This window comes from Lactiplantibacillus paraplantarum (assembly GCF_003641145.1).
Classification (GTDB): domain Bacteria; phylum Bacillota; class Bacilli; order Lactobacillales; family Lactobacillaceae; genus Lactiplantibacillus; species Lactiplantibacillus paraplantarum.
Map to the genome: position 1 here is coordinate 2360913 of NZ_CP032744.1, position 25290 is coordinate 2386202.

General features: G+C 45.0%; 24 protein-coding genes. 7 read left to right on the top strand and 17 right to left on the bottom strand.

The genetic code is table 11. The annotated features are described in order from the left end of the window. The first annotated feature begins 327 nt into the window (after nucleotides 1-327). Complete coding sequence (locus LP667_RS11710; RefSeq protein WP_033609323.1) at nucleotides 328-1635, top strand: NCS2 family permease; 1308 nt, start codon at nucleotides 328-330, stop codon at nucleotides 1633-1635. A 106-nt stretch (nucleotides 1636-1741) separates the two neighbouring features. On the opposite strand, the gene LP667_RS11715 is transcribed toward LP667_RS11710, so the two are convergent. Continuing rightward, a complete protein-coding gene (locus tag LP667_RS11715; protein WP_021730767.1) occupies nucleotides 1742-2644 on the bottom strand; it encodes an NmrA family NAD(P)-binding protein in 903 nt (300 codons plus the stop codon). Between the two features lie 310 nt (nucleotides 2645-2954). Here LP667_RS11715 and LP667_RS11720 point away from each other — a divergent pair, with 310 nt between their 5' ends. Genes LP667_RS11720 through LP667_RS11730 form a run of 3 tightly spaced genes read left to right on the top strand, consistent with a single transcriptional unit; the run spans nucleotide 2955 to nucleotide 5633 of the window. Further along, nucleotides 2955-3788, top strand: coding sequence for an EAL domain-containing protein (locus LP667_RS11720; RefSeq protein ID WP_021730768.1), 834 nt, complete (start codon nucleotides 2955-2957; stop codon nucleotides 3786-3788). Next, the gene (locus LP667_RS11725) at nucleotides 3772-4290 is read left to right on the top strand and encodes a hypothetical protein (protein WP_021730769.1); all 519 of its coding nucleotides are present in this window, start codon (nucleotides 3772-3774) and stop codon (nucleotides 4288-4290) included. The genes LP667_RS11720 and LP667_RS11725 overlap by 17 nt, the downstream gene beginning before the upstream one ends. 14 nt (nucleotides 4291-4304) lie before the next feature. Next, nucleotides 4305-5633: a glycosyltransferase family 2 protein gene (locus tag LP667_RS11730; protein WP_021730770.1), complete on the top strand. Its 1329-nt coding sequence runs from the start codon at nucleotides 4305-4307 to the stop codon at nucleotides 5631-5633. A 264-nt stretch (nucleotides 5634-5897) separates the two neighbouring features. On the opposite strand, the gene LP667_RS11735 is transcribed toward LP667_RS11730, so the two are convergent. The 16 genes from LP667_RS11735 to LP667_RS11810 all read right to left on the bottom strand — a co-directional run bounded on the left by LP667_RS11735 (nucleotide 5898) and on the right by LP667_RS11810 (nucleotide 22379). Further along, nucleotides 5898-6572 (bottom strand): uroporphyrinogen decarboxylase/cobalamine-independent methonine synthase family protein, encoded by a 675-nt coding sequence (locus LP667_RS11735; protein ID WP_021730771.1) that lies wholly within the window; start codon nucleotides 6570-6572, stop codon nucleotides 5898-5900. Nucleotides 6573-6754: 182 nt separating this feature from the next. Beyond that, nucleotides 6755-7993 (bottom strand): phosphoribosylamine--glycine ligase, encoded by a 1239-nt coding sequence (purD, locus tag LP667_RS11740; protein ID WP_056988555.1) that lies wholly within the window; start codon nucleotides 7991-7993, stop codon nucleotides 6755-6757. A gap of 23 nt (nucleotides 7994-8016) precedes the next feature. Further along, complete coding sequence (purH, locus tag LP667_RS11745) at nucleotides 8017-9549, bottom strand: bifunctional phosphoribosylaminoimidazolecarboxamide formyltransferase/IMP cyclohydrolase (RefSeq protein WP_021730773.1); 1533 nt, start codon at nucleotides 9547-9549, stop codon at nucleotides 8017-8019. Nucleotide 9550: 1 nt separating this feature from the next. Beyond that, nucleotides 9551-10129 carry a phosphoribosylglycinamide formyltransferase gene (gene purN, locus LP667_RS11750; RefSeq protein ID WP_021730774.1) on the bottom strand — a complete coding sequence of 193 codons (579 nt, stop codon included), beginning with the start codon at nucleotides 10127-10129 and terminating at the stop codon, nucleotides 9551-9553. Continuing rightward, a complete protein-coding gene (gene purM / locus LP667_RS11755) occupies nucleotides 10122-11147 on the bottom strand; it encodes a phosphoribosylformylglycinamidine cyclo-ligase (protein WP_021730775.1) in 1026 nt (341 codons plus the stop codon). Before purM ends, purN begins: the two co-directional genes overlap by 8 nt. Beyond that, entirely contained in the window at nucleotides 11144-12598 is a 1455-nt protein-coding gene (gene purF / locus LP667_RS11760) for an amidophosphoribosyltransferase (RefSeq protein ID WP_021730776.1), read from the bottom strand. Before purF ends, purM begins: the two co-directional genes overlap by 4 nt. Next, entirely contained in the window at nucleotides 12583-14802 is a 2220-nt protein-coding gene (purL, locus tag LP667_RS11765) for a phosphoribosylformylglycinamidine synthase subunit PurL (RefSeq protein WP_021730777.1), read from the bottom strand. The genes purF and purL overlap by 16 nt, the downstream gene beginning before the upstream one ends. Continuing rightward, nucleotides 14795-15475 (bottom strand): phosphoribosylformylglycinamidine synthase subunit PurQ, encoded by a 681-nt coding sequence (gene purQ / locus LP667_RS11770; RefSeq protein ID WP_021730778.1) that lies wholly within the window; start codon nucleotides 15473-15475, stop codon nucleotides 14795-14797. Before purQ ends, purL begins: the two co-directional genes overlap by 8 nt. Continuing rightward, nucleotides 15475-15729 (bottom strand): phosphoribosylformylglycinamidine synthase subunit PurS, encoded by a 255-nt coding sequence (purS, locus tag LP667_RS11775; RefSeq protein WP_021730779.1) that lies wholly within the window; start codon nucleotides 15727-15729, stop codon nucleotides 15475-15477. The genes purQ and purS overlap by 1 nt, the downstream gene beginning before the upstream one ends. 1 nt (nucleotide 15730) lies before the next feature. Then, on the bottom strand, nucleotides 15731-16462 hold the full coding sequence (gene purC, locus LP667_RS11780) for a phosphoribosylaminoimidazolesuccinocarboxamide synthase (protein WP_056988556.1): 732 nt from the start codon (nucleotides 16460-16462) through the stop codon (nucleotides 15731-15733). Between the two features lie 2 nt (nucleotides 16463-16464). Then, a complete protein-coding gene (purK, locus tag LP667_RS11785) occupies nucleotides 16465-17595 on the bottom strand; it encodes a 5-(carboxyamino)imidazole ribonucleotide synthase (protein WP_021730781.1) in 1131 nt (376 codons plus the stop codon). Continuing rightward, nucleotides 17579-18061: a 5-(carboxyamino)imidazole ribonucleotide mutase gene (gene purE / locus LP667_RS11790; protein WP_021730782.1), complete on the bottom strand. Its 483-nt coding sequence runs from the start codon at nucleotides 18059-18061 to the stop codon at nucleotides 17579-17581. Before purE ends, purK begins: the two co-directional genes overlap by 17 nt. Nucleotides 18062-18383: 322 nt before the next feature. Then, entirely contained in the window at nucleotides 18384-19709 is a 1326-nt protein-coding gene (locus LP667_RS11795; protein ID WP_021730783.1) for an NAD(P)H-dependent oxidoreductase, read from the bottom strand. Nucleotides 19710-19724: 15 nt separating this feature from the next. Further along, on the bottom strand, nucleotides 19725-20333 hold the full coding sequence (locus LP667_RS11800) for an NADPH-dependent FMN reductase (protein WP_021730784.1): 609 nt from the start codon (nucleotides 20331-20333) through the stop codon (nucleotides 19725-19727). A 235-nt stretch (nucleotides 20334-20568) separates the two neighbouring features. Beyond that, nucleotides 20569-21576, bottom strand: a complete 1008-nt coding sequence (locus tag LP667_RS11805; RefSeq protein WP_056988557.1) for a lipoate--protein ligase — start codon at nucleotides 21574-21576, stop codon at nucleotides 20569-20571. Nucleotides 21577-21587: 11 nt separating this feature from the next. Further along, complete coding sequence (locus LP667_RS11810; RefSeq protein ID WP_021730786.1) at nucleotides 21588-22379, bottom strand: tyrosine-protein phosphatase; 792 nt, start codon at nucleotides 22377-22379, stop codon at nucleotides 21588-21590. Between the two features lie 636 nt (nucleotides 22380-23015). Between LP667_RS11810 and LP667_RS11815 the strand changes: the two genes are divergently transcribed. From LP667_RS11815 to LP667_RS11825, 3 genes are all read left to right on the top strand, one after another. Continuing rightward, entirely contained in the window at nucleotides 23016-23651 is a 636-nt protein-coding gene (locus LP667_RS11815) for a carbonic anhydrase family protein (RefSeq protein ID WP_021730787.1), read from the top strand. A gap of 23 nt (nucleotides 23652-23674) precedes the next feature. Then, entirely contained in the window at nucleotides 23675-24484 is an 810-nt protein-coding gene (locus tag LP667_RS11820; protein ID WP_021730788.1) for an alpha/beta hydrolase, read from the top strand. Between the two features lie 123 nt (nucleotides 24485-24607). Next, entirely contained in the window at nucleotides 24608-25285 is a 678-nt protein-coding gene (locus tag LP667_RS11825; protein ID WP_021730107.1) for a helix-turn-helix domain-containing protein, read from the top strand. Nucleotides 25286-25290 lie beyond the last annotated feature (5 nt).

The window sequence follows — 25290 nt, forward strand, 5'->3', positions numbered from 1 at the left end:
ATTTGAGATTGCGCAGTGGGCTTCTGCGTGAGCTCAAATCGACGTCGGCTGCGTTCCAGCAATTGGCCCCCAGCCCCGGAAGTCGGATTAGGATGAACACGTACTGACGAACAGCAATCCGACTAATTGGCATGTTTTGACCATCATTCATGATACTTTGGTAAAAGTGGACAATGACTGCATGGTCGCTTGAGACTACCCTGACGATGTTGGCATTAAGTCAACTGAAAGAGATAAAACAATAAATCCCCTGTTACCCTAAAAAGCAGTATGTTATACTAGACAATTGTTGAATTGTTAGTTTTTTATTAATTTTAGGAGTGGGTCATTATTCTAGAACAATTATTTCATTTGCGTGAAAACCGTACTTCAGTCCGCCGCGAATTGATCGGTGGTCTGACGACCTTTTTAGCGATGTCTTATATTTTAGCCGTAAATCCCGAACTATTGGGCAGTACCGGTATGAGCAAAACTGCTGTCTTCACCGCAACGATTTTAGCTGCCATTGCTGGCTGTCTCTTAATGGGACTGGTAGCCAACTTCCCCGTCGCGCTTGCGCCTGGGATGGGGTTGAACGCCTTCTTCACTTATACGGTCGTCCAAGAATGGCATATTCCATGGCAAACGGCCTTAGCAGGTGTCTTGGTCGCTGGGATTCTCTTTATTCTATTAACACTGTCTAAGTTGCGCGACAAATTGATTAATTTGATTCCGAGTGCCTTAAAGTATGCCGTATCTGCGGGAATTGGGTTATTCATTGCCTTTTCTGGGCTCCAAACTTCCGGTATTATCGTTGCCAACAAATCGAACGCCGTGGCCCTCGGCAACTTGCACAGTCCGACCGTTTTATTAGCAATTTTCGGCATTATTGTTGGCATTATGTTAGTCACTGCTAACGTTACTGGTGGTATCTTTTGGGGCATGTTCATCACGGCCGCAGTCGGCATGATTTTTGGTATCATTCCCTTACCAACTGGTATCGTCAGTGGTGTTCCGAGTGTCCAGCCTATCTTTGGTCAAGCAGTCACCCATCTTGGCAATATCAATTCGTTTCAAATGATTATCGTTATTTTAACGTTTTTCATTATTGGGCTTTTTGATACCTCCGGAACACTCGTTGGGGTAGCCACCGAAGCCGGAATGGTGGATAAGCAGTCTGGTGAAGTTAAAGGAGTTGGTAAAGCACTCTTTAGCGGTGCGCTAGCGACATCCTTAGGCGCAATCTTTGGGACCTCACCAACGACCGCCTACGTAGAATCAACCTCAGGTGTAGCTGTTGGAGCCCGTACTGGCTTATCATCGGTCTTCGTTGCGCTCCTGTTCGCCATTGCCGCCTTCTTCTCACCAGTTTTAACAGTGATTACATCTGCGGTTACCGCTTCAGCACTAATTATCGTCGGTATTTTGATGCTTTCAAACGTTCAGTATATTGATTGGACCAAGTTCGAAATTGCCGTACCAGCATTTTTTACCATGATTATGATGCTACTGACTTATAGCATTTCAGAAGGCTTGGCCGTTGGTTTTATCTTTTATCCGATTACCATGACCGTCAAAGGACGTTGGCGTGAAGTCAATGCCCTCATGTGGACGATGATGGTCGTCTTTATCTTGTACTTCGCCTTTGTTGCTTAAGGCGCGATTGATTAGTCTAGCAACTGCATAGAAGGTCAAAACACCCACGAGTTTTCGAAAACTCGTGGGTGTTTTTGGCTTTCATTGCTCATATAACTGATCTTAATTAGTGTTTGATGACCTGTTGATTATGATAATCTTCAGCAAAGACTTGGGCAAAATCGGCCATCTTGACAGTCCCCAATCGTGGCTGATGAGCCCGATAGTCCGCATAAAAATCGTGCTCACGTTGGTAAGCCACCGTTTTGACATACTCTCTTGCAAAAGCTATTGGCATTCCCGCCGTCACTAAATTGTTCTGCATAACCTCATCAGGTACTTGTGAGACACGTAAATCTGGCATCTTGAGCGTCTGCGATAATGCTGACGCAACTTCCAAATAAGTCTGTTCATCACTAGCAACATAGGACACGGTCTGTCCAGTAACGGGTTCAGTCAGCGCTTTAATGATAACTGGTGTGACATCAACCGGAGCCACCCAGACGTTCTTAACATCGAGACTAGCATTAGTATAAATTCGATGACTTTTTCTAACTGTCGGTACACTGTTTAATAGATTATAGTACATTGCGGTTGGCCGAATGAACGTTAAGTCAACATCCGTTAAGGCCGACGTTAACGTCTGTTCGATAATGTGATACATATACAACGAACCAACTTCGGGACCTAAATCAGCACCCACGCTACTTAAGTTAACGACCCGCTTTACCCCAGCTGCATTGATTGCAGCTGCATAGATCTCTGCTTGTTGTTTGGCAGCAGCATAAATATCATCACTAGCCAATACGCCGGTCAACATTAAGTAGACAACATCGGCCCCCCTGAATGTTCGTGTCAAAAAGGCCTCATCATCGAGACGGCCGATTGCCGGCGTTGCTCGAAATACCTTGATTAGCCCACTACGACTAGACTGATGGCTAATCACCGTCACATCATGTCCATTGTGAGTCAGTTGAGGAACGAGGGTCTGATTTATGCGACCAATCGAACCTGTTAAAACAATTTTCATTTCACAATAACCTTCTTCTTTAATCTACGTTATCTCTCAAAGTCATTATCGATTATAAGCGACCACTAAAACCTCGTCAATCATTCGTAATTATGTTAGCCCAACAGTGTCAGCGGCTGGTTTTATAGTTTCTTCATAAGCTTAATCTGATTAATAACATTCAACAGACAATCCCACTTATCAGCATATAATATTGATTGAAACTGCGCAAATATAGGCATATAATGTCAAGAACACTTAACTATATTAACTGTGACCGACAGATACTTTTTCTGCTGTCATAAGTTTTTCTTACGGAGATTATATTTAAATGAGCCTGGTGCAATTAGAAATAGGACTACTTTGGTTGACTGGATTAATTACCGTCAGCTTTATCCTTACAATCGTGATTTATTACTGGTACTCTCGTAAGCATTCCAATAATTATCTTGAAAACGACGATTTTAAGCTTCGTTATTTTATTCAAAAGCAGGTCGATTTTCGCGGACAGACGACCGGATATGAGTGTCTGCTACGGCAACATAACACTGACGGTTCATGGTCATTGCCACCACAACTGGACTCCTTACCACTCCAACGCGTGATCTTCTTGCTTGAAGATACTTTTAAGGCATTACCTAATGAAGCCATTACGCTATCAATCAACTTGGAATATGAACAAATCATTAGTCCCGAATTTCGCTACTTTGTTCGCTGGGCCATCGCGAATATTGAGCCGATGCATTTAGCTGTTGAATATACGCCACAGTATCAGTCACGCCACATCAACAAACGGCTATTTCGGCGACGAATCCGTGAAGCCCGCAAATACGGCATGCAATTTGGGATTGATAACGTCGGGGCTAGTTTAGCTAATTTGAAGAATATTCAGTGGTTACTAGCAGATATCGACACACTAAAATGCTCAATGCGTTCGTTTCGTAAGGAAGATCCTTCCGTCTGGCTAGACTTGAACCTTCAATTTTGGAATCAACTCTCAAAAGACAACGATATCGATTTGATCTTAATGGGGATTGAAAATGAAGCCGACGAACAGTTAGCCGAGCAACTCCAGATCAGTATTCGTCAAGGCTACTTATTCGGACATCCCATCAATCCCGACCAACCAACAACCAAGGAGGATCAGCATGACCAAACAACCTAATGAAGATTCCAACCGGCAGCAACTTTATTCTGATGCCTATTTTGATTCTGGCCACTGGGGGCTTAAAATTTGGCAAACCATTGTCGGACTGGTAGGCTGGTTAGCTGTCATTATCCCAATCACAGTTACGATCCTTTCCATCTGGTCAAGTTATAATCATCGCATTCCTCGTTTCTGGTATTATCATGAGGGCATCTTTGAATTTAAATTTATCGGTATTCTACTGGTCTTTTGCTTTGCACTTGCTTCACTCTTTGCTGTAACTATGACTATTATTCAGAACCGTAAACGTGAACGGGTCGTTGAGCAGTGGCCGACCTTTAATCCCATCAATCAAAAAAAGCGGCAACAACTATTAGCAAAATTCATGGATGACCGTTTCGGCAACGCTGAATTTCGGGAAAACACCCGTTATTACCGGGTCAAACCCGAACAGAATCTTGATACGGATCAAATTCAACAACTCTACCAAAAAAATGATTTGGACGATTTAAACGATTAGGAAGGAAGGTCACCATGACCAATATTTTCATTGACCATTTATTTGAAGCGACGTTCTTTAAAACAGTCGTCAACCTGGCCCTCCTAATTCTCTGTCTGTATCCCGTTGTTGGCTCATTCTTTTGGTTTGCCGGCTCATTATCCTATCGCTTTATTAAGACCAATAAACGCGACGACAATTGGCAAGCCATTCCGGTTGACCAACAACCCATGATTACCATCATGATTCCGGCCCACAACGAAGAAGTCATGATTGAAGAGACCATCACTTATTTATTCGATGAACTCAACTATACGAACTATGAAGTCTTGGTCATGAACGATGGTTCGACTGACGAGACAGCGGCTATCATTCGCCGCCTGCAGTTAAGTTATCCCCGCCTGCGGACCGTTGAGATCGAGAAGAACAAGGGTAAGGCCCATGCTTTTAACATCGGGATGTATTTTGCTAAGGGTGACTATATTCTGAGCAACGACGCCGATACCATCCCTGAAAAAGACGCCCTGATGAAGTACATGAACTTCTTCATCCATGACCGCGATATGAATACGTCCGCCGTCACAGCCAACATGGATGTTCAAAATCGAACATCCCTCCTAGGCAAATCACAAACTGTCGAGTTTTCAAGTATCGTGGGCGTTATTAAACGTAGCCAAACATCCATCAACGATTCAATGTATGCTTACAGTGGCGCTAATACCCTGTACCGTAAACAATTTCTCATTGATGTTGGCGGTTTCCGTCAAAATCGGGCGACCGAAGATATTAGTATTGCGTGGGACCACCAAATGGTCGGCGCCGTTCCTCGGTTTGCACCCAACATCGTCTTCCACATGAATGTTCCCACCACGATTCGTGATCTTTATCATCAACGTAAGCGCTGGGCTCAGGGCGGGACCGAAGTCTGGTTAACGAACATTAAAAAGTTTCTCTTACACCCGATTACCCATCGTTATCAACTATCGATGTTCGTTGATTCAACCTTGTCGATTATCTGGTCATTTTTCTTCGTCATTACTTCCCTGATGTTTTTGATCCTCATGGGCTGGTTCTTGATGACCGGTAACTTCGAACGCATCTACCATGGCCTGATGTTGTCATTTATCTTCGTCAGCTTTGAACTATTGGCAGGTTTCATGCAATTACTGGCCGCATTACTACTGGACCATCACGGTGCGAAATTAAAATATTGGTTTTTTGCACCACTCTACATGTTGTTTTATTGGATGATTAATCCCCTTACCGTAGTGGCAACGTTCGTACCAGCACTGAAAACCATCTTAGGCTTTGGCTCAGGGACATGGGTCAGCCCGAAACGCCAATCCTTACAAAATAAAAAATAACGTTCGCGTAACCGAGCTCAACAGCAAACTAACTAAGAACACCCAATGACATCATGTTTGCACACACTAATTTAACGCTACTAACAAAATCGTGCGATTAACCGAGAGCCACTCAGTTAACCGCACGATTTAATTTGTTTTTTAACTACTACCGATGCATTAATCTGTTACGAATCAATATTTAAAAAAGCTTCGATGTCACAGGTCGGCAGCTTAGGCCCGCCCATAGCAGCACTAGCTAGTGAAGCTTACGACGTCAGTGCACTACACTGAACAACAATTGCCATGCGTCACGTGCCACTGAACACAAAGATCCGCGGGCAAATTGTGAACAGCCTCTTGGCTAACTTGTGTACTCAGTTCAGTAATCGTCATGACCTGCCGCCCACCAAGTGCACAACTATTCAGCTGAATCTGGCGTGCGCCAGCTTGGTACAAATCACTCATAATTTGATGATACGCTGCTGCCAAATCGTGCACCATTTCTGAATCTGACTGGTAGACTTGGCTGAGTGCAGTTGCATTAGCTGGCCGCTTAAGTTCCGCCAAACAAAGTGTAGGAGCTGGCAGTATTTGCTTATCGACTACCCCACCACTAATCTGGTCACGCATAAATTCAAAATGAGCGACAGCCGGATGATTGAAGCCACTAATTTTACCAGTAAGTGCAAGTGCTGGTGTTTGGGGCGTTGATGCTCGACCAATGCCCTGTAACCCCCAAAAGAAATTGAGATGCCACCAGTTTTGATTACGCGACTCACCACTATTAACCGGTTTTTGGATATGGTGAATAAACGCAGCATCCTCGACATTCTTAAGCCCGGTTGCGCTGACATTTAAAGTTGTTAACTTTCGTTGCAAGTAACCACGCCGGCTACCAGCCACATGCCAATTATGTATGCGTCGCTTAACTACCGTCATCAAAGCGCCCATTTCCATACTAAACTTAGCCTCCAAATTGCTCTTAACATATCAAAATAAAAATCGTCCCTTTATTTTCGCTTAAAAAGGACGATTTTAACGTTGGTGCTGGTCATTCCCAACACGCAACTTCAAATTTTATAACGAATTTAAGTAATGCTACTAGCATAGAATGGGATAATCTGATTGTCAAGCATTAATCAATGCAACTGTTCAATTCCTTTGGCACCAATATCGGTTCGATAAATCAGATCGCCAATCGCCAGTTGATCAATTTGCTGATAAACCGCCTGCTGTGCCGCCATCAAGTTGGGGGCACTAGCCGTTACCATCATCACTCGACCTCCCGCACTGACTAATTGATCCGGCGTACCGGTTACACTCGCGTAATCAGCTCCCGTCACGCTTGGAACGGGGACCCCCGCTTTAACTGGCCCCGGATAACCAGGAGCGGCTAGTACAACTCCGAGGTAGCTGGCAGCCGTCTGCCACTGAACGTGCGGTTGCCGGTGCTGAAGCAAGTCGACAATGACTTGATAGAAATCACTCTGTAGTTGCGGTAATAAAATCTGGGTTTCAGGATCACCTAGTCGTAGATTATATTCAATAACTTGAACACCAGTTGCAGTGAGCATGCCGCCAACATAGATGACCCCTTCAAAACTCAATCCCTCCGCTTTCATTCCCGCAATTGTCGGTTCAATAATTGTGGTAACTGTCTGCTCAATGACTGCCGGCGTAATTTGTGGCACTGGTGAATAGGCCCCCATCCCGCCCGTATTTGGTCCCAGATCATGATCTTGTAACCGTTTGTGGTCCTGCGCCGTTGGTAACAACACATAGCGCTCACCACCAACTAAGACCATTTGTGAGAATTCAAAACCGGTCACATAATCTTCAATCAACACAGTCGCACTGGCCGCAAATGCCGTTGTAATTGCCGTTGCCGCCTGTTCATAACTCGTTGCGACCGTCACACCTTTGCCAGCCGCCAGTCCATCGACCTTGATAACTTGTGGCAATGACTGTTCACGACTATAAGTCAGCGCAGGCGCTAACTCGTGAAATTGGCGGTAGTCGGCGGTCGGAATGTGGTGGCGACGCATAAAGGCTTTGGCGAATACTTTAGAGCTCTCCAATTGTGCAGCCGCCTGATGCGGGCCGAAAATCGCAAGTCCCGCCGCCTGGAAGTAATCAACGATGCCAGCTGCTAACGGTACTTCTGGGCCGACAAAGGTCAATGTGATGGTATTGGCCCGCGCAAAGTTAACTAAACCTGCAAAGTCCATTTCTTCAATTGCCAACGTCTGAATCCCATCCGGCACCATTCCTGGATTACCGGGCGCACAATAAACGGTACTGACCTGTGGACTTGTCATCATCGCCTTGGCAATGGCATGCTCACGACCACCACCGCCAACTACTAATACTTTTGCCATGTTCGCACCCATCCCTTCACTGATTAATGCCGGAAATGCCGGACACCAGTTGTGACCATCGTAATTCCATACCGATCAGCCATCGCAATGGAGTCCTTATCGCGAATACTCCCACCCGGCTGCACGATTGCGCGAATACCATGTTGAGCCGCGTATTCAACACAATCATCCATCGGAAAGAAAGCGTCAGAAGCTAAAATAGCCTGCTCATAACCGGCCTGTTGCATGGCCTTGCCAATTGCAATCTTAGTGGAATCAATCCGGTTCATCTGTCCAGAACCAATTCCCAACGTCCGGTCCGCCGTCGTAACGACCACCGCATTACTCTTAACGTGTTTAACGACCTGCTGGCCAAAAGCTAATGCCTTTAATTGCTCCGGTGTTGGTTGCGTCTGAGTGACAACCGTAAAGTCAGCTGGCGTTTCAAAGGTTGTATCAACCTCTTGCCGTAGTAAGCCACCGCCAACTGAAATGGTTTCAAATTTATCAGCCGTATGGGCTTGATCAAAGTTAACCGTCATTAAACGCAAGTTTTTCTTCTTAGATAAGACGGTTAAAGCCTCGTCATCGAAACTTGGTGCAATAATAATTTCCAAGAATAACGCGTGCATTTTTTCCGCCGTTGCTAAGTCGACAGGTCGATTGAGTGCAATAATGCCACCGAAAATAGAAATCGAATCGGCTTCATAAGCCTTATCCCAAGCATCTTCAATCGTCGTCCCCAACCCAACACCACAAGGATTCATGTGCTTCATCGCCACTACGGCCGGTTGTTGATATTCACTGACCATCCGCAACGCCGCGTCAGCATCCTTGATGTTATTGTAAGAAAGCTCTTTACCATGAATTTGATGCGCACCCGTAATTGAAAAGTCAGTTGGTAGTGCATTTTCGTAGAAAGCTGCTTGCTGATGACTGTTCTCACCATAACGAAGGGCTTGCTGCTTGTCGTAAGTAAGCGTTAACTTATCTGGAAATTCCTCAGTCGTTAAATATTGGGCAATCAGTGCATCATAAGCCGCGGTGTGTTGAAAGACCTTGGCAGCAAGGTGTTGCCGTACTATTGGTGTAATGGCTTCCGCTTGTAGGTCCGCCAGAATTTGATCATAATCAGCCGGATCTACAATTGGTAGTACGGCTGCAAAGTTCTTGGCGGCGGAACGTAACATCGATGGGCCACCAATATCGATCTGTTCAATGGCTTCAGCCTGTGTCACATCGGGTCGCTGAATCGTCGCCTTGAATGGATAAAGATTAACAACGACCATGTCGATTGGCTGAATCCCAGCTGCTTCTAATTGGGCCATATGCGCTGGTAGATCACGCCGAGCCAACAAGCCCGCATGGACCTTGGGATGCAAAGTTTTGACCCGTCCATCAAGCATTTCAGGAAAACCGGTCACTTCTTCAATCCCAATCACTGGAATGCCCGCTGCTTCGAGTGCCTTTTTCGTCCCACCAGTTGAGATCAACTCGTAATCTAGCGCAACGAGTCCCTTTGCAAAATCAGTTAATCCTTGCTTATCAGAAACACTTAACAACGCACGTTTTGTCATCTTAAATTGCTCCTTCATTAATGAGTGTCTGTAACACATCTGGATAAAATTGGTGTTCACAAATATGAATACGCGTCGCCAGCGTTGACAACGTATCATCGGGTGCAACTGGAACAACGCGTTGGGCAATTATTTGCCCAGTATCGATACCAGCATCGATATAGTGAATCGTCACCCCCGTCTCAGTAACACCAGCCGCAAAAGCATCTTCAATGCCGTGACGACCTGGAAAATCCGGTAACAGTGCCGGGTGGATATTAATAATTTTATGAGCATAAGCATTCAACAGGGTGGGACCAATAATCCGCATATATCCTGCTAATAACACGACATCAATTTGTCGCGCCTGCAGTGCCGTTAAAATAATGGCCTCCGCAGCCGCCTTGTTGGCATACTCATGAAAATCAACAATTAGTATGGGTACATTAACTGCTCGGGCCTTCGCAATCACGGGCGCATCTGGCTGGTCACACACAAGCAATCCAAGCACTACGGGTAGTTGGCGTACCTTAATAGCCTGCTGTAAAGCATCAAAGTTCGTCCCGTTGCCCGAAGCAAATACCGCGATTTTTTTAACCATGCTGGGCCTCCTCAAAAACAACCGGAGTCGAACCAGCTTGAACTGTTCCAACTTGATAATAAGGCTGCTGAGTAGCTGTTAACTTCGCTATCACCGTCGCCACTTGATCTGGATGAACTATCAGGACCATTCCTAATCCTAGGTTAAAGGTCGACCGTAAGTCCGTTGCCGTTAAGTCCCCAAGTTCAGCTAATAACGGCATAATCGGTGGTACCGGCCATTGTCCCAACTCCAGATGGGCACTTAAACCGGCTGGTAATGCCCGCGCAACATTTTCAATTAAGCCACCACCAGTAATGTGAGCAATGCTCGCCACTAATTTTTGTTGTAATAATGGTTGAACGGCATCAACATAGATGGTCGTTGGTCGTAAAAGTTCAGTCTGTAGGTCATGACCAAGTTCTTTGAAAACCGTTGTTAATTGGTAATCATGCTGTTTGAATAAAATATCACGTACGAGACTAAAACCATTAGAATGTAGCCCATTAGATGGTAAACCAATCAGAACATCCCCAGCAGTCACATTAGCTGGCGATAATAAGTCGGCGCGATTCGCAATCCCTACCGCAAAACCAGCGAGATCATAATGGTTTTGACCATACATATCCGGCATCTCAGCCGTCTCACCACCAATTAAAGTCGTATGTGCCTGATGACAACCGGCCACAACCCCGGTCAAAATGGCCTTGACCCGATCCTGATCTGTATGCCCTAAGCCTAAGTAATCTAAGAAAAATTGCGGCGTCGCCCCTTGTGCTAAAATATCGTTCACACACATCGCCACTAAGTCGATACCAATCGTCGTATGTCGATCAGCCGCAATCGCCACCAATAATTTAGTACCAACACCATCCGTACCAGCTACTAGCACGGGATTATTGGTCGTCACGTCCGGACCCAGTGGAAAAGCACCACCAAATGCGCCCAATTGTTGATTACCACTCATTTGTTTGACCGTCTTTAGGACATCGTAGCCGGCATTAATATCAACGCCAGCCCGCTTATACGCATCACTCACTTGATCACCCCTTCATGATTGGCGTGTAATTGCGCAATTTCTGCATCGTACTCTGCTTGGTAGTCATACAGTGCCGTCGGATAGTCGCCATTAAAATAAGCCATACACAATCCGCCATATGGTTCACTGGTCTGTAAGCCAACCGCATCAATGACCCCTTGTTCACTCAAAAAACCTAGTGAATCGGCGCCAAATGTCTGACACATCTCAGGAATCGTTTGTTGAGCCGCAATCAACTCGTTAGTCGATTGAATATCGATCCCGTAAAAGCATGGATAGCGTAACGGTGGCGATGCAATCCGCAAGTGAACTGATTTTGCGCCCGCATCCTTCAATAATTTAACGATACGGCGACTAGTCGTTCCACGTACGATTGAATCATCGATTAACACGACTCGTTTGCCAGCAACGACCCCTTTGACAGCTGAGAGTTTCATTCGGACGCCCTGTTCCCGTAATGCTTGGGTCGGTTGAATGAAAGTTCTTGATGAATACTGATTTTTGATCAACCCCATTTCATAAGGCAGGCCACTTGCTTCAGCATAGCCAGTCGCCGCCGACAGGGATGAATTCGGGACCCCGACAACAATATCAGCATCTACCGGCTGCTCAATGGCTAACTGAGCCCCCATTCGTTTACGGGCAGAATGGACGTTGACACCATGAATATCCGAGTCCGGACGCGCAAAGTAAATAAATTCCATCGAGCAGATGGCTAACTGTGTATCAGTTGTATAGTGATCAATCGTCAAACCATGATTATCAATTATTAACAGTTCTCCCGGCTGAACATCTTGAACAAACGTAGCGCCGATCGTATCCAAAGCACAGGTCTCACTGCAAACGACGTACCCCCCCGTGGGTAGCTGACCCACGACTAATGGCCGTAACCCATTAGGGTCCAAAGCCGCGATCAAACAATCGTTTGTTAATAATAAGTAGGCAAAGCCACCATGCACTTGTCGTAAGGCATCCTTAACTTGCTCCGTTAACGTGGCTGCCGGACTGCGCCGAATCAAATGCATTAAAATTTCACTATCAGAACTGGCATGAAAGATAGCCCCATGTTGTTCTAAGCGCTGCCGTAATGTCACCGCATTAGTTAAATTGCCATTATGAGCGAGGGCAAACTGCGCATCGCTAAAATTAAAACTCAATGGTTGAATATTTTCTAAGCCATGATTACCAGCCGTTGCGTACCGAACGTGCCCCACGGCGGCTTGTCCCGTCAAGTGTGCCAAGCGACGAGGATCACGGAAGACATCAGCTAATAGACCGAGCCCCCGTTCCGTCTGAAGCTTACCATGATTATTAGCGGTAATCCCAGCACCTTCCTGACCACGATGTTGCAATGCATGAAGTCCAAAATACGTCAATTGAGCCGCATCCGGCGAACCCCAAACACCAAACACACCACATTCTTCATTTAGACTGCTTACTTCAGTAGGCATGGTAACGCCCCTTCCCACAACTGTTTTGCAAAGCTCACTTTGATATCAAAGGCTTGATCAGCAGTCTGAACATGTAGTCGGTCCTTCGCCGTCGTCTGTCCTAAATAAGTCACATACGGTTCCATCAAGCTTTCAAAAGCTGCTTGATGTTCTGGTGTCACCGAGATAACAAACCGCGACTGCGTTTCCGCAAAGAAATTGGTAGCAGATAAATCACTAACCAGTTCTACCCCCATACTTTGTGGGAAACAAGCTTCCGCGATCGTGGTAATCAACCCACCCTCAGAAACATCATGGGCACTGGCCACTAACCCCTTTTGAATTGCCGTTAACAATAATCGTTGATTGCGATTTTCGGTCACGAGGTCAAAATCAAACAGTTCACCACTAATCGTCCCGGTCAACATCTTTTGTAGTTCACTGCCGTTGAAATCGGCTGCCGTTGTTCCTAATACGTAGACCGCATCGCCAGCGTGCTTGAAATCACTGGTGGTAATATCTTTTTGATGTTTGATCAATCCTACCATGCCAATCATCGGGGTGGGATAAATCGCTTCACCATTCGATTCATTGTTCAACGAAACATTGCCAGAGATGACTGGCGTATTGAATAACTGACAAGCACGCGCAATTCCCATGGCCGACTCATCTAAATCATAAAATTGCTCTGGCTTTTCCGGATTACCATAATTTAAACAGTCAGTGATTCCTAAAGGCTGCCCACCCGAAGCCACAATATTACGCGCCGCTTCTGCGACGGCGATTTCACCACCGATCCGTGGATTTAAGTATAAGTATCGCCCATTCACATCAGTCGTAACTGCTAAGGCCTTATCCGTATGCCGAATCCGAATTACACCTGCATCTGAGCCTGGCTTGACGACCGTATTCGTCTGAACTTGCGAGTCATAAGTGCCATATAACGCTGCCTTGGAGGCAATAGTTGGTTGTTGCAGCATCTTCTTCAATGTTCCGGTCGCATCAACTAGTCGCGGCATAAATTGATGGTGACTCTGATGATTCAAACGGGTCGGCCGTTTCTTTTCTCGTTCATAGACGGGGGCCTTGGTTGCCAACGCATCAACTGGCACGTCAGCGACTAGTTTACCGTGATGAAATAATTGATATTGATGACCAGCCGTTACCTTACCGATAGTGACGGCATCCAGACCGTACTTTTCGAAGACCTGATAAATCTCAGCTTCCGCTCCCGCTTTAACACACAGTAACATCCGTTCCTGTGATTCAGAAAGCATCAGTTCAAAAGGCGTCATGCCAGTTTCTCGTTGCGGGACTAAGTCAAGATTCAAGGATAAGCCACTTCCGGCTTTAGAAGCCATTTCGGCCGAAGATGATACGAGCCCGGCCGCCCCCATATCTTGAATACCAATCAAGATATCCCGGTGATCATGAATCACTTCAAGGCACGCTTCCATCAATAGTTTTTCCATGAAGGGATCACCAACTTGAACAGCGGAACGTTGCGTCTCATTGGCATCATTAAATTCGGCTGAAGCAAAGGAAGCACCGTTAATGCCATCGCGTCCCGTTTTGGCACCGACGTAAATAACGGCATTTCCAATTCCTGTTGCTTGCCCCTTTTGAATGTCAGCCTGGTCCAAAATACCGACACACATGGCATTCACCAACGGATTCTTTTGATAGCTCGCATCAAACACGGTATCGCCACCGATCGTTGGAATTCCGATACAGTTGCCATAACCCCCAATTCCAGCAACGACTTGTGAAATCAAGTATTTAGTATGCGCATCCGTTGGTTCACCAAATCGCAAACTATCTAATAAGGCAATTGGACGAGCCCCCATTGAGAAAATGTCGCGAATAATGCCACCCACACCGGTCGCCGCACCTTCATAAGGTTCGACCGCTGACGGGTGATTGTGACTTTCGGCCTTAAAAACAACGGCTTGACCATCACCAATATCAATAATACCCGCCCCTTCACCAGGGCCCTCAAGCACTTGTTCACCTTGTGTCCAAAATTTCTTCAGAACTGGCTTAGAATTCTTGTACGAACAATGTTCACTCCACATGCCAGAAAATAGGCCAGTCTCGGTCTCGTTAGGCAAACGTTCGAGCACTTCATCCGTTAATAATTGATATTCAGCATCGGTCAAACCCCAATCCCGATATACCTTGGAATCACGAACATCGGTCGGTGATAATGGTTGCTTTCTAAGCATGCGTAGCCTCCTCTTGATTAGCAATGACGGACTGAAAAATTCCCAGACCATCTGTGGAACCAAGAATCATTTCCACAGCCCGTTCTGGATGGGGCATCATGCCTAACACGTTACCGGCTCGATTCATGATACCAGCAATGTTTTCCGTACTACCATTCGGATTATCGACATATTCAAAGATGATTTGATGGTTGGCACGTAACTCAGCTAACGTCGTTTCATCACAATAATAATTACCCTCACCATGCGCAATTGGCAAACTGATTTGATCCGTTGAACCATACGCGGACGTAAAAGCTGTCCCATGATTAACAATTCGTAACCGACTATCTTGACAAATAAATTTGGCTGAACGATTCGACTGCAAGGCACCTGGTAATAGCCCAGCCTCAGTTAACACTTGAAAGCCATTACAGATACCGATAACTGGTTTACCTGCGTTTGCAAACGCAATCACGGCTGGCATAATCGGTGCAAAACGAGCAATGGCTCCACTTCGCAAGTAATCACCGTACGAAAAACCGCCCGGTAAAATGACCGCATCGTAACCTGCCAGTGACGTTGCCGTTGCAGGAATCAAATCCGCCGAGACGTGTAAAACATCGCGCAAAGCGTTTACCATATCATGATCACAATTAGAACCAGGAAAAACTGGTACGGCAAATCTCAGCATTATAAAGCCTCCATCTCAGTAATTTCGTAACGATAGGTTTCCATGTTGACGTTAGCTAACAACTGATCACACATTTCATCAATTTCAGCAGCTACTGGTCGATCATCTGCGTGAATCTTAACCTCAAAATACTTGCCTAACTCAACCGCATCCACATTCGTATATCCCAGCCGATGTAGGGCATCATGAATGGCCTCACCCTTGGGATCTAAAATTGATTGCTTATAAGTAACATAGATTTTAACTAAGTACATGTTAGGCCTCCTCAACGGTTGCTAACCGTGCCAATACTTCCTGATAAACACTCGTCAAATTACCAAGATTCTTGCGAAAGACATCTTTATCAAGTGATGCCCCGGTTTTTGAATCCACTAATCGACAGCTATCCGGTGAAATTTCATCAGCTAGCAAAACTTTACCCGTGGTCGTCAAACCAAATTCGATTTTAAAATCAACGAGTTGCACACCCATTGCCGCAAAAATTGCCGTTAGCCGTTGATTAACCTGCAAGGCTTGCCGTTTGATTTCAGCCACAGTCGCTGGCGTTGTCACGTTCAACGCTTGGATCTGTGACTCATTAATAAAGGGATCATCTAATTGATCGCTCTTGTAGAAAAATTCCAGTACCGGTTCAGTGAATTTAGTTAAATGTGGCACTGCAAACTTACGCTCAAAACTCCCTGACGCGGCATTACGAACGACGGTTTCTAGTGGAATCATCGTAACGCGCCGCAAAAGCTGCACGTAGTCTGAAGGTTGATCAATGAAATGGTTCACAATCCCATGGGCAGCTAGGTCTTTAAAAATCAGACTTGCAATCTGATTGTTTAAGCGACCTTTCTGCTCAATCGGAACTTTGCGCTTCCCGTTTAAGGCCGTTGCCTGATCCAAATATTCGACCCACAAAATTTCGGGATCATTAGTGGCATACATCGCTTTGGCTTTACCAGTGTATAGTAGTGCTTTTTTCTCAATTGGAGCTGTCATGATTATTGTTCTCCTTTCAAACTTGCCAGTGCTGCTAATGCCGCATCAATATCGTGATTTAAAACGGTCACGTGGCCCATCTTGCGTTGTGGCTTAATGTCAGCCTTCCCGTAATCATGAAAATGCCACTCTGGATGATTGATCAACTGTTGCCGTGCCAATGTCAAGTCCGCGCCTAACAGGTTGCGCATTACCGCTGGACTTGTCTGAGTGATGGCTGGAATCGGCAAACCGCAAATACTTCGAATATGGGCTTCAAATTGTGAGATATTGCAGGCCTCAATCGTATAGTGTCCCGAATTATGGGGCCGCGGCGCTAACTCGTTGACTAATAAGGTATCATCCGGTAGTACAAAGAATTCAATTCCTAAAACGCCCCGTAGTTGTAAAGCCTCCGCGATAGACACCGCAATTTTGCGCGCGGCAGCATGAACACTAGGACGAACGTTGGCCGGTGCAATCGTTGTGTGTAAAATGTGATGTTGGTGTTGGTTCTCGACTAATGGAAAGGGTGTCACCACACCAGCAGCGCTGCGCGTCACCATCATTGAAACTTCTGTTCGAAATTCCTGGCGGGCTTCTAAGATACATGGTTGTGCCAACAGTGCGTGGGCCGCATCCGTCACCGTGGTCGTTGCTAAATCCGTCTGTCCGTGACCATCATAACCACCCGCCGCTGTTTTAAGAATCGCCGGGGTACCGACACGATTAAGGGCATAGTTCAATGACTGTAAATCTGTCACTGGTGCAAACGGGGTAACCGGAATGCCATGATCATGAAGAAATTGCTTCTCATTAAGTCGGTCCCCAGTAATATGAAGTAAGGCGGTTCCCTGTGGCAACTGCGCGTAGGCTTGGGCGGCAACTAGTGCGGCTTCATCAACATTTTCAAACTCATAAGTTAAGACATCACTACGTCGTGCTAAATCTAATAACGCCGCTTGATCGTCATAAGCAGCCACAATTTGAAAATCAGCAACTTGGGCAGCCGGTGCTTTAGGCATCGGGTCGAGAACTCCCACATGATAACCCATCGCTTTAGCACTAAGCGTCATCATCTGACCAAGCTGGCCACCACCAACGATGCCAATCGTTGCCGGTGGTAAGATGGCGTTCTTAAAATTGACGTTCACTTTGTTCAGCCTCCTGACGTTGCCGCATACGGAAATCACCAATAGCCTGTTGTACCTCAGGCTCACGTAAACCAATAATTTGGGCAGCCATTAGGGCAGCATTCTTAGCTCCAGCTTCCCCGATCGCCATGGTCGCGACAGGAACTCCCGCCGGCATTTGGACAATCGACAATAATGAATCGACCCCGTTCAACGTATGCGTCTTAATGGGGACACCAATTACTGGTAATAGCGTATTGGCGGCTAACATTCCTGGTAAATGGGCGGCACCACCCGCTCCCGCAATAATCACTTGAATACCGCGCACTGCTGCTTGTTCACCATAAGACTGTAAGGTCTGGGGCATTCGGTGCGCTGAAATTATGTGCCGCTCATAAGATACCCCTAGCGCTGTCAACTGTTCTGCCGCTAATTGCATGGTTGGCCAATCGGAAATTGACCCCATTATCAAACCAACTTTCGCCATCACGATCCCTCTTTCTCTGTTTTCACCATTAGTTTAGCAACCAGCCGCCTCACTGTCAACGAATTTCTTAACTTTATTGATTAATTAACATTTTAATGTTCGTGTTTTTAAAATAAACAAGTTGACTAATATTACTTTAGATTTTGACCAAACGCTCAATATTAGCAATCGATTCACTACTATTCATCACTAATTAACATTTATGAATGGCCATCATCATAATATTATTTATATCTAAATTACCGAATAATTGACTTAACCACAAAAAAAGAAGCTTTGAGAACATCAATCCTCAAAGCTTCTTGGTTAAGAACTTGCTTGACTATTTAGCTGAAGCGCCAGAAACACTGTCAACTTCAGGTGTTGCCGGCTTTGTTGGTGGTACCGGCGCTGCTTCGGTGTCGGCCGATGCACCCGATACATCGTCAACAGCTGGTTCTACATCCGTGTCTACTGATGCCCCAGAGACATCATCAGGCTTTGGTGTTTTGGTTTTTGACGATGCCCCCGAAACGGCATCCGTCTTAGCATCTGGATCAGGCGCTAACATCTGCCCAGTCTGCTTCAGGTAATACTTAACAATTGGTAATAGGTCCAGTACAAACTCGTTAATGCCTTTGTATTCGCCCTTATCATCATGTAAGGCTTGGTAATAGTGCATCACATATTTATTAGGAATACCAGGTACCGGTAACTTAAAGAGATCGGTTTCACCTGTCCGTAACATATGGACGGCCCGTTTAACACCTGGAACAGCCCGTTTTGGATGACAATCAGCTAATGGGTTGCCGGCTTGTGCTGGTGTCCGTGAAGCCAGCATCTTATCGCCATCCATTTGGTGATTATAGTATAAGAACTGATTGTTGGCGTCGGCATAAGTCAATTCCATTGGCATCGAATTTAAGAACCAATTTAATTGCTTAACCGTCAGTACGCCCCGGTCTAGCTTGACGTAATCGTCACCTTCAGCCGCATGGGTCTTAGCAGCCGCTTGTTCAACCCAATCAGCAGCATGCATATCAACACCTTTAATGGTCGTCTCAACTTCGCCCTTAGCTTCAAGATCTTCATTTTTCCAATCATCAGCATGGGCTTCTGCGTCCATCGCATTGACCATCTTTACAAACTTCAGGAACTTACCTAACGTTTCTTGTAAAAATGACACAGTTCGTGGATCCTTTAAATTATTCTGATCATCAAAGGCCTGCTTAACTTCACCAAGCAAGAACTCATTTCCAGGCATTACAACCGCATCGACACCAGGTGATTCCAAAATTTGGCGTAAATTTAACTGGGCCCGCGAAGAACCTTGATCATAATAAGAAGCCCCTACGATCAATACTGGTTTGCCAGACATTGGATGAATCTTGAACGATAGCCATTCGATCACGCTCTTCAAAGCGGCCGTAATCGTGTGATTATGTTCCGGTGTGGCAATAATAACGCCGTCCGCCTGCATAATTTTCCGCTTCAGATATTGAACTGCTTCGCCTTCTGTTTGATCGTCACTCTGATTAAACATGGGCACGTCTTGAATATCCAAGATTTCAATGTCAACCATGTCACTAAAATGATTAGCAATGAACTTTAATAATAATCGGTTATAAGACTTATCTTCAATTGAACCTGCAATTCCAACTAATTTCATTCGTCGTCGCCCTCTCTATAATTTTTCCCAGTCCATATCGCGAACTTCTTGATGCGTCGTTGCGTTAGCATGCTTTAATTTCTTCGTAATTGCTACAAAAACTTGAAAATCAGCAAACAAACCATCTAGCTTAGCAACTTTTTGTTCATCGGTTAGGTTCCCCTCATCATCGAAAGCCTGTAACGAATGGCCTAACATAAATTCTGAGCTCGGCATGATCCGTGCACGCAATTCTGGTGAATCCAAGACTTGCCGAAGATGGGCCTGGGCCCGTGAAGTTCCCAACGCGCCATACGACGCACCAATAATCATCACCGGTTTATCAACAAAAGGCTGAATATGAAATGAGAGCCACTCCAAGGCGTTCATTAAAACGGCCGGGGCTGAATGGTCATACTCTGGTGTGCTGATAATCACCCCATCCGCTTGTTCGATCTTATCGGCCATCATTTGGGCCTGTTCTGGAATTTGACGATTTTCTGGCTTATTAAAGATTGGCAACCCTTTAATTTCCATTAACTCAATTTCTGCTTGATCCGCATAGTGGGCTTGCATGTATTGCAATAACTTACGGTTAGTCGATTGATCTGAATTAGTTCCAACCATCGCGATAAACTTGTGCATTAAAAACAACTCCTTCTTATAATCAAATAGTCAAATATTATATAATTTCTAAATTAATAACTATATTGTAATGGATTTCACTAGAGAAAGCAAAACAATTTTAAGCGCTTTCAACTTTATTTAATAACTAACTGAATTAGCTTAAGACAAGTCGCCACACTCCATTAAGCAAATCCAGTCCGCCCGTTCTATTTTCATGCAACTATCATCGTTAATAGCCATTTTCACAATCTCGCTAAGCAACGATTAAATCAATTAATTCGGCTGAATTAATATGGCCGAAATAGGCCGTTAAATCAAGGGGGGCTAGTGCCGCCGTAATTGCTTGACGTTCATATTTCACACCAGTCAGTCGCTCAATGACTGGTGTGATTGGTTTTGCACCAAAGAAATCACCATAAATCGTAACCGTCTTAATCCGTCCAGCATCGACGTTAAGCTGAAACTCAACCGTACCGGCATCAAAGTGCCGCCGCTGCTTGACGGTAAACGCTGGTGATTGGCCATAAATCCAATTCCAGTTCTTGAAATATCGCTGATTTAATTCCGCCACGCCTGCCAAAGCGACATCATCTAACGGATACGACTTAGCTTGACTTAAATCAGCCACACCCAAGATTTCACGGGCTAACGTATCTCGAAAAGCTTCGATCGTTAAGTGTTGGTATGCTGGCGCCATGTAAGGTTTTAAGTTCGTAACCCGACTCCGAACTGATTTGATCCCCTTGGAAGCTAGTTTGTCCGTGGGCACCGTCAGTGCTTGAGCAATCTGCGTTTGGTCAACATCATACATCAGAGTCCCATGGGAAAACATTCGGCCATTCTCAACGTGCATCGCGTTACCCGAGAATTTCTTGCCATCAATCAATAAGTCGTTACGACCGCTCATCATCGCATTGGTGGCCCCCATGGCATGCAAGGCCTTTAAGACCGGTGCTGTGAATCGCTTAAAGTTACCAAAACCGTCCCCATCATCCTTAGTGATAAAACTAAAACTAACATTACCAAGATCATCATATACAGCACCACCACCAGAAGTTCGCCGTGTCAACGTAATGTGGTGCTGATCGACATAGTCCTGATTGATTTCCGCCTTAACATTCTGATAACGACCAACAATAATGCAAGGATCATTAATGTAAAAATACAAAATTGGCTCGGTTAAATCAGCGTGTTCCATCAAATACGTCTCAATAGCCAGGTTTGTTCGAATGTCATGACTGGAACTAGCAAGATAGCGCATTGTCACACTTCCTATTCTAAATAGATCCGTTGTAAATCATTGATTTCATTATTAGTTAATTTAAGTTCTGTGTGTAAATAATGATTCAAGTTGCCTGATTGCCGTTTGATTTCAGTCATGGCCGCATCTAAATAGGCTGCATCAACCGACCACAGTGCCCGAATACTGTCAACCGTTGCTGCTGAAGCGCCCTGTGCCCGCGCGTCCATAACTGCCCCGTTGATTCGACCAATTGAAGCTTGATTTGTTAGCAGGTAATCCTGCTTGATCGTCTTAAAGTCAACCCCTAGCGCTGTCAATAAGTAAACTGCGCCCATTCCGGTCCGATCCTTCCCCGCTGTACAGTGAAATAGCAACGTTGAATCAGGTCGATCATTGGCCAGTAAATTATCGAAGAAGCGCCGATATTCATCTTTGGCATGTTGCTCGTTGGCCACCATCCGATAAACTTTTAGCATGTGTTCAAACCCACTATCCGGATGTTTTTCCAAATTAGCCGTCATCTTGTCAGTACCATCTGAATTAAGCGTTTCGTCAACATTAAACACGGGTGCGTACACGTACTTAGCACTGCCAGGAATCCGATCAGGAGCGTCCAGAACTTCTTGTGGTGAACGAAAATCGATATCGTAGCGGACACCGTAATCACCTAACAAAGCTTGTCCAGCGGGCGTTAATTGGTCAAGTCCCCCCGTTCGAATAACTTTATGCCATTTAATTTGTCGGCCATCTTTAGTCGAGTAGCCACCGAGTTCACGGAAATTAATACCGCCTGGAACAGTTAATACACGTTGATTTGTCATTGTTGAAGCCACCTATCTGTTAACTTTTCAACTTCTATTCTAACATTATCGGTCAGTTTAAAGGTGCGTCAATTACCGAATAATTATCGACGCCGGGTGTCAGGTATTAACGATAATTAAAACATTTCGTTCTCAGGATTTCTGTTCGTCAGTATTGGCACTATTCTGCTTTCCAAGACTGGGGGACCATCGCCGACATCGAGCTGCCTGTTTTTAAACTTAGGCACTGGCTTATTTTAATCAGGACTTATGGCTGATTAACGCGTATAACGCGTTCTTATCTTTATTGCCCTAATCAGCCAGCATACGCCATCCTATCATCCTATCAATGGGTGTTATAATGTAAGTTGCATGGATAACTGTCTTATACTGACGATAGCCTCGTATGTAATTTCCGTCAAACATTGCCGGAAGCTCGCGGATCAGGTTGCTGTTCGTCGATAGCCGTCAGCGCTTGGCTAACGGCTATCAAACCGGTTCTGAATGACCGCTTTCAACGAGGCTCAGCCGATTGTCACTGACTTGTAACCGGCAACACTGTAACTACTATGAGCGTCACCAATTATCAGCAGGTGTCCTAACTAGTTTCAACTATTTTAAATTCAATAACATCAATAATAAACGGAGGATCTTTCGATGACATTTGATTATGCACATCAAACTGACTGGCCAATGATCAGTGGCCAGCATCAATCACCAATTGACATTCAGACTAAAACTGCTCAAGAATCACAACTATCCGCTATCAGCTGGCGAGGACTCTACCAGGCACAAGCAATCACTGGTGAAGCTACTACATTGAAGGCTAGTGGCATTGGTGCCGCCTATTTGAATGATCGCGACTTCGCCTTTCAACAAATTCACTTTCACACACCCGCAGAACATCTTATTGATGGTCAGGCCGCACCAATTGAATGGCACCTCGTTCATCAAAGTGCCACCGGTCAATTAGCCGTTGTAGCCGTTTTCGGACGCATTGGCAAGCCTAATTCCAGTTTGCAAGGCTTGCTTGACCAATTGACGCCCCAAGCGAGTCACAAGCTAGCTGCCCCCGTTAACTTAACTGAACTTTTGCCCGATACCGGAACGGTCTATCACTACTTAGGATCATTAACGACCCCGCCACTAAGTGAAACGGTTGAATGGTATGTCTGTGCTGATACTGTGATGATTGGTGAACAACAACTAGCAACTTATCAGCAATTATTTACAGCGAATAATCGCGCACTGCAACCATTAAATGACCGGCCAATCATCGCTGAACGCTTCTAAATAATTTCTAATGGGGTGAGTTGATGCCTAAAAAAGTAATATGGGGGTTAATTGCCAGTGGCTTATTTTTATTATTAATCATTGGTTTGGGGCTAACAACCCAAATTCACCAAGATGAAACCAGCCACGTATTAACCACCCAAAAACGACCATTAATTATGATTGCTGGCAGTAGTAGTCGGCGTACTGACTTCGATGATATTGTACGTTCGCTCAATGCGCAACAGCGTCACCCACTAATCACTCTGACCGTTACTGCGAATCAGCAACTACAATTCAAGGAAAAGCGGGTCGAAAATACTAATATTAACGACGCGATTATCGTGATCTTTTTCGAAAATAGTGCCGATTCAGCAGAAAACATTATGACTCAAACAGACGGTTTAGCTAAAGCCATTCAGTACTTACAACGTCACCAACATCTTAAAACAGCTAACGCCCTAGGGTATTCGAATGGTGGCTTAATTTGGAGCCGTTATTTAGCTGGCTTAAGCACCTCGAAACCATTGGCAATTCACGATTTGATGCTAATTGGCACACCATTTTTAGGTATTGATGCTGAGCACCCAGATAAAACCCTCTATACACCGCTTCTCAAGCACAAAGATCAGTTCAAGAAACTACACGCTGTGATTAACGTTGCTGGTGACACCGGGAATGGTGATGATGACATTGTACCGCTTAGTAGTGTGAATGCTGGTGGCGATTTATTTATGAATAACGTGACCCGCTATACCGCCATGACCGTCAACCAAAAATCAATCAGTCACGGTGATTTGCTCCACGAGGCTTACGTGGCACGGTTGATTCGGCAAAATCTGATCAACCAATAATACAATCACATCGTAAACGATAATACTCATCTAATAAAAATAGCTTATCCCTACTTGGGATATACTACCCCTTAGGTACACAGATTAAATAATAAAAAATCTGTGTACCTAAGGGGTTTTTGTATGCGTTCAAATAGAAAGTATTCATTTGATGAAAAGATTAACATTCTTAATCTGATTGATAATAACCATACGGTGCAATCAATTGCCAGGGATCTACAAATAAATAAAAACGTTATTCATCAATGGAAAAGATTGTACGATCTCAATGGAAGTGAAGGCTTAAGGCATCAAAGAAAAAATCGCAGCTATTCTCAAGCATTCAAAGAAAGGATTGTACAGGAACATATCAAAGAAAAGCTGTCTTTTCCAAAATTAGCCACCAAGTATGGTTTGAGTAGCGCCGGGATGGTGTCTAATTGGTTTAGAGATTATACTATTGGAAAGAAAACTTATTCCAATAGAAATCCGAGGAACCGAAAGATGAAAGACGGACGCAAGACAACCCAAATTGAACGCATTGAAATAGCTCAATGGACTATCGCCAACGACTATGCTTACCACGAGGCCGCTAGCCATTTTGAGGTCTCGTATCAACAAGTTTATACCTGGGTCAAGAAGCTAAATAACGGCGGTGTGGACGCTTTAGCCGACCGCCGTGGGAAAAGTAAAGCTACGCCACTTACCGAGTTAGATATCGCTAAACTGAAAATAAAAGAATTAGAAGCTAGAACTAAACATTTGGAAATGGAAAAGGACCTGTCAAAAAAATTGAAAGAGATTCAAAGGAGAGTGAAGTAAGTGGT

What these genes read in the sequence shown, in the direction of transcription:
- LP667_RS11715 (WP_021730767.1), bottom strand. Translation starts at nt 2,644, where the DNA reads ATGAAAATTGTTTTAACAGGTTCGATTGGTCGCATAAATCAGACCCTC.
- LP667_RS11720 (WP_021730768.1), top strand. Translation starts at nt 2,955, where the DNA reads ATGAGCCTGGTGCAATTAGAAATAGGACTACTTTGGTTGACTGGATTA.
- LP667_RS11725 (WP_021730769.1), top strand. Translation starts at nt 3,772, where the DNA reads ATGACCAAACAACCTAATGAAGATTCCAACCGGCAGCAACTTTATTCT.
- LP667_RS11730 (WP_021730770.1), top strand. Translation starts at nt 4,305, where the DNA reads ATGACCAATATTTTCATTGACCATTTATTTGAAGCGACGTTCTTTAAA.
- LP667_RS11735 (WP_021730771.1), bottom strand. Translation starts at nt 6,572, where the DNA reads ATGGAAATGGGCGCTTTGATGACGGTAGTTAAGCGACGCATACATAAT.
- purD (WP_056988555.1), bottom strand. Translation starts at nt 7,993, where the DNA reads ATGGCAAAAGTATTAGTAGTTGGCGGTGGTGGTCGTGAGCATGCCATT.
- purH (WP_021730773.1), bottom strand. Translation starts at nt 9,549, where the DNA reads ATGACAAAACGTGCGTTGTTAAGTGTTTCTGATAAGCAAGGATTAACT.
- purN (WP_021730774.1), bottom strand. Translation starts at nt 10,129, where the DNA reads ATGGTTAAAAAAATCGCGGTATTTGCTTCGGGCAACGGGACGAACTTT.
- purF (WP_021730776.1), bottom strand. Translation starts at nt 12,598, where the DNA reads ATGCCTACTGAAGTAAGCAGTCTAAATGAAGAATGTGGTGTGTTTGGT.
- purL (WP_021730777.1), bottom strand. Translation starts at nt 14,802, where the DNA reads ATGCTTAGAAAGCAACCATTATCACCGACCGATGTTCGTGATTCCAAG.
- purQ (WP_021730778.1), bottom strand. Translation starts at nt 15,475, where the DNA reads ATGCTGAGATTTGCCGTACCAGTTTTTCCTGGTTCTAATTGTGATCAT.
- purS (WP_021730779.1), bottom strand. Translation starts at nt 15,729, where the DNA reads ATGTACTTAGTTAAAATCTATGTTACTTATAAGCAATCAATTTTAGAT.
- purC (WP_056988556.1), bottom strand. Translation starts at nt 16,462, where the DNA reads ATGACAGCTCCAATTGAGAAAAAAGCACTACTATACACTGGTAAAGCC.
- purE (WP_021730782.1), bottom strand. Translation starts at nt 18,061, where the DNA reads ATGGCGAAAGTTGGTTTGATAATGGGGTCAATTTCCGATTGGCCAACC.
- LP667_RS11795 (WP_021730783.1), bottom strand. Translation starts at nt 19,709, where the DNA reads ATGAAATTAGTTGGAATTGCAGGTTCAATTGAAGATAAGTCTTATAAC.
- LP667_RS11800 (WP_021730784.1), bottom strand. Translation starts at nt 20,333, where the DNA reads ATGCACAAGTTTATCGCGATGGTTGGAACTAATTCAGATCAATCGACT.
- LP667_RS11805 (WP_056988557.1), bottom strand. Translation starts at nt 21,576, where the DNA reads ATGCGCTATCTTGCTAGTTCCAGTCATGACATTCGAACAAACCTGGCT.
- LP667_RS11810 (WP_021730786.1), bottom strand. Translation starts at nt 22,379, where the DNA reads ATGACAAATCAACGTGTATTAACTGTTCCAGGCGGTATTAATTTCCGT.
- LP667_RS11815 (WP_021730787.1), top strand. Translation starts at nt 23,016, where the DNA reads ATGACATTTGATTATGCACATCAAACTGACTGGCCAATGATCAGTGGC.
- LP667_RS11820 (WP_021730788.1), top strand. Translation starts at nt 23,675, where the DNA reads ATGCCTAAAAAAGTAATATGGGGGTTAATTGCCAGTGGCTTATTTTTA.
- LP667_RS11825 (WP_021730107.1), top strand. Translation starts at nt 24,608, where the DNA reads ATGCGTTCAAATAGAAAGTATTCATTTGATGAAAAGATTAACATTCTT.